This window comes from Chromobacterium sinusclupearum (assembly GCF_002902845.1).
Taxonomy (GTDB): Bacteria; Pseudomonadota; Gammaproteobacteria; order Burkholderiales; family Chromobacteriaceae; genus Chromobacterium; species Chromobacterium sinusclupearum.
On sequence record NZ_PPTF01000051.1, the window covers coordinates 78,789 to 84,788 of the forward strand.

General features: G+C 67.2%; 5 protein-coding genes. 3 read left to right on the forward strand and 2 right to left on the reverse strand.

Annotated features, from left to right (window positions below):
• Window positions 1-63 precede the first annotated feature (63 nt).
• A complete protein-coding gene (gene metE / locus C2134_RS11315; RefSeq protein ID WP_103320131.1) occupies window positions 64-2,346 on the reverse strand; it encodes a 5-methyltetrahydropteroyltriglutamate--homocysteine S-methyltransferase in 2,283 nt (760 codons plus the stop codon).
• Window positions 2,347-2,440: 94 nt separating this feature from the next.
• On the opposite strand from metE, the gene C2134_RS11320 reads away from it, so the two are divergent.
• Complete coding sequence (locus C2134_RS11320; RefSeq protein WP_304529169.1) at window positions 2,441-3,367, forward strand: LysR family transcriptional regulator; 927 nt, start codon at window positions 2,441-2,443, stop codon at window positions 3,365-3,367.
• Here C2134_RS11320 and C2134_RS11325 read toward each other — a convergent pair.
• Window positions 3,347-3,964 (reverse strand): hypothetical protein, encoded by a 618-nt coding sequence (locus tag C2134_RS11325; RefSeq protein WP_103320098.1) that lies wholly within the window; start codon window positions 3,962-3,964, stop codon window positions 3,347-3,349. The genes C2134_RS11320 and C2134_RS11325 overlap by 21 nt on opposite strands.
• 188 nt (window positions 3,965-4,152) lie before the next feature.
• Here C2134_RS11325 and C2134_RS11330 point away from each other — a divergent pair, with 188 nt between their 5' ends.
• Together C2134_RS11330 and C2134_RS11335 are read left to right on the forward strand one after the other, a co-directional pair.
• Window positions 4,153-5,481, forward strand: coding sequence for an MFS transporter (locus C2134_RS11330; RefSeq protein ID WP_103320100.1), 1,329 nt, complete (start codon window positions 4,153-4,155; stop codon window positions 5,479-5,481).
• On the forward strand, window positions 5,478-6,000 hold a 523-nt coding region (locus C2134_RS11335), incomplete at its 3' end, for a transglutaminase-like domain-containing protein (protein ID WP_158248749.1). The genes C2134_RS11330 and C2134_RS11335, both read left to right, overlap by 4 nt.

Genomic DNA, 6,000 nt, shown 5'->3' on the forward strand with positions numbered 1-6,000 from the left:
CCCCGAACCCGCCCCTTATCCCAGTCCGACGCCCCGCCTTGCCGGGGCGTCTTCATTTGCGGCTCAAGCGCTTTGCGCCAGTTTCTCGCGCAGCTCTCGTCCCACCTTCACCATCGCGCTCAAGGCGGCCTCCGCCTCCGGCCAGCCGCGCGTCTTCAGGCCGCAATCGGGATTGATCCAAAGCCGTTCGGCCGGGATGACTCGCAGCGCCTGCTGGAGCCGCGCGCGGATTTCGTCCGCGCTGGGCACGCGCGGACTGTGGATGTCGTAGACGCCGGGGCCGATGGCGTTGCGGTAAGGGAAGCGGCCCAAGTCGGCCAGCAGCGCCATGTCCGAGCGCGCGGTTTCGACTGTCAGCACATCCGCGTCCAGATCGGCGATGGCCGGCAGGATGTCGCCGAATGTCGAGTAACACATATGCGTATGGATCTGCGTCGCGTCGTCCACGCCCTGGCAGGACAGGCGGAATGCCTCGCCGGCCCAGGCCAGATAGCCGTCGCGCTCGGCGCGTTTCAGCGGCAGGCCTTCGCGCAGGGCCGGCTCGTCGATCTGGATCACGCGGATGCCGGCGGCTTCCAGGTCGCGCACCTCGTCGTTCAATGCCAGCGCGATCTGCCGGCAGACTTCGCTGCGCGGCAAGTCGTCGCGCACAAAACTCCATTGCAGCAAGGTGATGGGGCCGGTCAGCATGCCTTTTACCGGCTTGGGCGTGAGGCTCTGCGCATAGCGCGCCCAGTCCACGGTCATCGGGCCAGGCCGGCTGACGTCGCCGAATAGCAGCGGCGGTTTGACGCAGCGGCTGCCGTAGCTCTGCACCCAGCCGCCTGCGGTAAAGGCGAAGCCGGCCAGCTGTTCGCCGAAGTATTCCACCATATCGTTGCGCTCGGCCTCGCCGTGCACCAGCACGTCCAGCCCCAGCGCCTCCTGGCGGCGGATCGCCAGTTCGATTTCCTTCTTCATCGCTTGCCGGTAGTCGTCGGCGGACAGCTCGCCCTGCTTGAACGCGGCGCGGCTGGCGCGGATGGCCGGCGTCTGCGGAAAGGAGCCTATGGTGGTGACGGGCAGCGGCGGCAGTTTGAGCCAGGCCTGTTGCCGCGCCGCGCGCACCGGGTAGGGACTGGCGCGGCGATAGCCGTCGGCCGGCAGCGCGGCCAGTCGGCGGGCGACGGCGGGATGATGGATGCGCGGACTGCCGCGTCGCTGTGCCCGGGCGAAGTCGCTGCCGGCCAGCTCGTTGGCGATGGCGGCGCGCCCCTGTTCCAGGCCGCGTTTCAGCGTTTTCAGCTCGTTCAGCTTTTGCACGGAGAAGGCCAGCCAGTTTTTCAGTTCGGCGTCCAGCGAGGTTTCCGCCGCGGCGTCGAAAGGGCAGTGCAGCAGCGAGCAACTGGGGCCCAGCCACAGCCGCTCGCCCAGGCGCTCGGCCAGCCTCGCCAGTGGGTCCAGCCGCGCGGAAAGATCGGCGCGCCAGATATTGCGGCCATCGATGACGCCGGCGGACAACACCTTGTCGGCCGGGTAGGCGTCGATGAAGGCATCGATCTGTTCCGGCGCGCGCGCCAGGTCAAGGTGCAGGCCGGCCACCGGCAGCGTCTTCAGCAGCGGCGCATGCTCGCCCACGCTGCCGAAGTAGCTGGCCAGCAGCAGTTTGGGGGCGTCCTGGCTCAGTTGCTCATAGGCCGGCCGCAGCGCCGCTAGCCAGGCAGGCTCCAGATCCAGCGCCAGAATCGGTTCGTCGATCTGTACCCAGGCGGCGCCCGCGACGCGCAAGGATGACAGCAGTTGGCAGTAGGCGGCGATCAGGCCGGGCAGCAGCGACAGCTTGTCGAAGGGCTCGCCCTTGACCTTGCCCAGCCACAACAGGGTCAAGGGGCCCAACAGCATCGGCTTGGCGGCCACGCCCAGCGCCTGGGCTTCGCGCAGTTGGGACAGCAGGCGGTCGGGCTGAGCGCGGAATGCGGTATCCGCCTGCCATTCCGGCACCAGATAGTGGTAGTTGGTATCGAACCATTTGTTCATTTCCAAGGGGGGCTGGTCCTGCGCGCCGCGCGCGAGCTGGAAGTACTGCGCCGTGGTCAGCGCGGCGGGATCAAAGCCGAAGCGCGGCGGCGCGGCGCCGACCAACAGCTGGGCATCCAGCACATGGTCGTACAAGGAGAAGTCGCCTACCGGGCTGAGCGCGACGCCGGCGCCCTTTTGCAGCAGCCAATGCTTTTGCCGCAGCTCTTTCGCGCCTTGCAGCAGGCCGGCTTCGTCAATTTCGCCTTGCCAGTGTTTTTCCAGCAGCGTTTTCAGTTCGCGTTTGGCGCCAATGCGGGGAAAACCAAGGAGGTGGGTGGTGATGCGCATGCTGTTGCTTCCGGCTATCTGGATCAATCCAGCATCCGTCATTGTGCTGTATGATTCAAACTCATTATTTTGCTGTTCAACATGAATGGAATCGATGATGAGCCTGCTGGAGCTAAGGCATCTGAAAAGCCTGATGGCGCTGGCTGAAACCGGCAGCGTGTCGCAGGCGGCGCAGCGCCTGTATCTGACGCAGTCGGCGCTGTCGCACCAGTTGAAGCAGCTGGAGGCGGCCTACGGCTTGACGCTGTTCGAACGCAAGACCCAGCCCCTGCGCTTTACGCCGGCCGGCGAGCGGCTGTTGCTGCTGGCGCGCGAGCTGCTGGCCAAGGTGGCGGCGGCAGAGCGCGATCTGGCGCGCATCCGCCAGGGCGAGGCGGGCGAAGTCAGGGTGGCGGTGGAATGCCACACTTGCTTCGACTGGCTGATGCCGGCGATGGACCAGTTTCGCCAGCACTGGCCGGCGGTGGAGCTGGACATCGTGTCCGGCTTCCATGCCGATCCCGTCGGCCTGCTGCTCAGCGACCGCGCCGATCTCGCCATCGTGTCGGAGGCGGAGCCGCAGACGGGCATCGCTCATCTGCCGCTGTTTTCCTATGAGATGGTGGGCATCGCCGCGCGCGAGCATCCATTGGCGGCGAAAGCGGTGTGGCAGGCGGAGGACTTCGCCGGCGAGACGCTGATTCATTATCCGGTGGCGGACGATATGCTGGATCTGCTGCGCAAGGTGCTGATGCCAGCCGGCGTGAATCCGGCGCGGCGCACCGCCGAGCTGACCATCGCCATCATTCAGTTGGTGGCCAGTCGCCGCGGGGTGGCGGCGCTGCCGTACTGGGCGGTGCAGCCGTATCTGGAGCGCGGCTACGTGGTGGCGCGCCGGGTCGGCGAGCATGGCCTTTACAGCCAGCTGTACGCAGCGTTGCGCGAGGCGGACGCCGAGCGGGCATACATGCAGGACTTTGTGCAGACAGTGCGCGACAGCAGCTTTGCGACTTTGCCCGGCCTATCGCGGCTGGAGGCCTGAGCGGCCGGCGCCGGCCCGAAACAAGGGCAACAGCGCGTCCAGCCGCTGCCGGCATTGCGGGCGCAAGCGGCGACTGTTGGCCGCCATCGCGGCGGTGCCGCCAACATCCCGCACTGCCTGTTGGAGCGGCGCCCAGCCGGCCAGCAGCCAGACAGGCTGCGGAGAGACGGCGGCGCAGGCGGCCGCCTGGGGCGCGCCGGCGCCGCACAATTCGCGCAGCCTATCGTTGGCCCGCGCCAGAACGTCGTTTTCCGTTTCCGCCATTTCCACTTTCTCCAGCCGCAGCAGATAGATGCGGGCGGCCAGCCAGTCGGCCTCGTCGCTCAGTCGGGGCGGCGTCGGCCTGGCCCGCGGGCGACGGGCGGCCAATAGCATCGCCAGCAGGCGGATCTCGGGCAGCATCGATTCCAGCAGCCAGCCGCTGCGGCGTTGCCGAGACAGCCAGCAGGCCAGCGGATGGCTGGAAAGATCCAGGCGCCGGCCCAGGCATTCGCCATCGCAGACCAGGGCGATGGGTTTCAGTTCGGCGCGCCGCGGTTCCGGGGCCGTCAGGATGCCGATATGGTTTTCAAATGGTCTGTTTCCTGTTGGCGACATGGAGGAGCTGCGCGGGAGGCCGCGTCCTGGTTGGGTTATGGTTGGATCGGCATCAATGACATAAGGAAATATATAATTAAATTATTCCCAAAATGAATATTTCGTTTGACTTCGGCGGGCATTGTTGCGCACCATATATTTGAAATCAATATATTTTTATGAATTTAAATTATATGAGAGCGGAATCGATGTCGGCCAAGCAACTGGATGTCGGCGAGTTGATCAATCGCGAGCGTTTTTCCGCGCGGCAATGGCGCATCCTGATCCTCTGTTTCCTGATCGTGCTGTGCGACGGCTTCGATACCGCCGCCATCGGCTACATCGCGCCGGCCGTGATCCGCGACTGGGGCGTGGCGCGCACCCAGCTGGGGCCGGTGATGAGCGCCGCGCTGTGGGGGCTGGCCGCCGGCGCGCTGCTGGCGGGGCCGCTGGCCGACCGGATCGGCCGCAAGCGCGTGCTGCTGGGGACGGTGCTGCTGTTCGGCGCGATGAGCGTCGCGGCGGCCGGCGCAGCCGACTTGCCGGCGCTGGCCTGGCTGCGCTTCGCCACCGGGCTGGGCCTGGGCGCGGCGATGGCCAACGCGGTGACGCTGATGTCCGAATACGCTCCGGAGCCGCGTCGGGCCTTCATCGTCAGCGCCATGTTCTGCGGCTTTCCGCTGGGCGCGGCTTGCGGCGGGCTGCTGGCTTCGTGGCTGGTGCCGCACGCCGGCTGGCGCAGCGTGCTGCTGCTGGGCGGCGTCGCCCCCTTGCTGCTGCTGCCGGCGATGTGGCTGCTGCTGCCGGAGTCGCTGCGCTTCCTGTTGCTGCGCGGCAGAGACGGCGAAGCCCGCCGCATTCTGAAACAGTTGCTGCCCGGCGTGAGGCTGGGCGACGGCGACAGGCTGGTGCTGCGCGAGGAAGACCGGACGCACGGCTTGCGGCTGGTTTGGTCCGCCGACTACCGCGCCGGCACGCTGCTGTTGGCGGCGGCTTATTTCATGGGTTTGCTGATCTTCTACCTGCTGACCAGCTGGCTGCCGATTCTGATCAGCGACAGCGGCATGGATTTGCGGCAGGCGGCGCTGCTGACCGCGCTGTTCCCGTTCGGCGGCCTGCTGGGCAGCACGCTGACCGGCTGGCTGATGGACCGCTACGACGCGCACCGAGTGCTGGCGCTGGCCTATCTGCTGACCGGCGCGCTGGTGTTCTGCATCGGCCAGGCGCTGGATAATCACGGCCTGCTGGCGCTGACCATCTGCCTGGCCGGCATCGCGATGAACGGCGCGCAGGCGTCGATGCCCTCGCTGGCGGCCGCCTACTACCCGACGGCGGGCCGGGCCAGCGGGGTGGCGTGGATGATGGGGATAGGCCGCTTCGGCGGCATCGCCGGCGCCTTGCTGGGCGCGACGCTGCTGAAGCTTCACTTGGGCCTGCCGCTGTTCTTCGCCTTGCTGTCTTTGCCGGCGCTGCTGGCCGCCGCGGCCTTGCTGCTCAAGCGGCGCGCCGTCTCCATCGCAGGGAGGGCATGGGCATGAGCGGGAACACGATAGCCGGCGTGTTGGAGACGGTGCGTCGCCAGGCCCTGCCGGCCGACGACCGCGAGTACTGCGTCGCCCTGCACGACTACGTGCGCGACCAGGTGCGCTTCGGCTTCACCACCGGTTTCGAAAGCGTGACGCCGGAGCAGACGCTTATCCTGGGACGGGGGCATTGCAACGCCCAGGCCGACCTGCTGTGCGCGCTGCTGCGCGGCGCCGGCTTCGAAACCAGCCTGCGCTTTGTCGCGCTGGACAAGCGCATCCTGCGCCACGCGGTGCCGGTCCCGGTGCTGTTCTGCCTGCCTGCCAGACTGTTCCATGCGGTCACCCAGGTAAGGCTGGGTGGGCAAAGGTGCAGTATCGACAGCTATATCTTCGACCGCTCGGGCTTCCGCCAGCAGCAGGCGCGCTTGCGCGCGGCCGGCCTGGAGCGCGGCTTCGGCCTGGGGCAGGGCGCGGTCTGCGATTGGAGCGGCTGCGGCGACGCGTTTTCCCAGGCCGAGCCCAGCGATCTCA

What these genes read in the sequence shown, in the direction of transcription:
- C2134_RS11330 (WP_103320100.1), top strand. Translation starts at nt 4,153, where the DNA reads ATGTCGGCCAAGCAACTGGATGTCGGCGAGTTGATCAATCGCGAGCGT.
- C2134_RS11325 (WP_103320098.1), bottom strand. Translation starts at nt 3,964, where the DNA reads ATGTCGCCAACAGGAAACAGACCATTTGAAAACCATATCGGCATCCTG.
- metE (WP_103320131.1), bottom strand. Translation starts at nt 2,346, where the DNA reads ATGCGCATCACCACCCACCTCCTTGGTTTTCCCCGCATTGGCGCCAAA.
- C2134_RS11320 (WP_304529169.1), top strand. Translation starts at nt 2,441, where the DNA reads ATGATGAGCCTGCTGGAGCTAAGGCATCTGAAAAGCCTGATGGCGCTG.